At 54.0% G+C, this 291-nt stretch carries 1 pseudogene; it reads left to right on the top strand.

The features are described 5' to 3' along the window. Positions 1–287, top strand: a pseudogene (locus SQ11_RS16260) (HAF repeat/PEP-CTERM domain-containing protein); the annotation flags it as partial. Positions 288–291 lie beyond the last annotated feature (4 nt).

The raw sequence follows: 291 nt of genomic DNA, 5'->3' as shown, positions 1-291 counted from the left end.
GCGTTGCATACGGCATCAACGATTCCGGGCAAGTGGTGGGATACAGTAGATACGCAAGTGATAATGATGATCACGCCTTCATCACCGGGCCCAATGGCGTAGGGATGATCGATCTTAATTCGATTGCGGATCTCCCAAGTGGGAGCAACCTAACCAGTGCTCAGGGGATCAATAATGAGGGGCAGGTGATTGCAACGATAGTCCTGGAGCACGCATCCTACGCACTGATGCTGGACGGATTGAGTCTGCTCGGCTTAATGGCCAGGCGCAACGGAGCGTCAGCTTAGAGGG

The sequence above is a fragment of the Nitrosospira sp. NpAV genome, from assembly GCF_000832065.1.
In the GTDB taxonomy this organism is placed as follows: Bacteria; Pseudomonadota; Gammaproteobacteria; order Burkholderiales; family Nitrosomonadaceae; genus Nitrosospira.
Note: the sequence above shows the minus strand (reverse complement) of the source record. Positions and strands in the feature narration are given on the sequence as shown.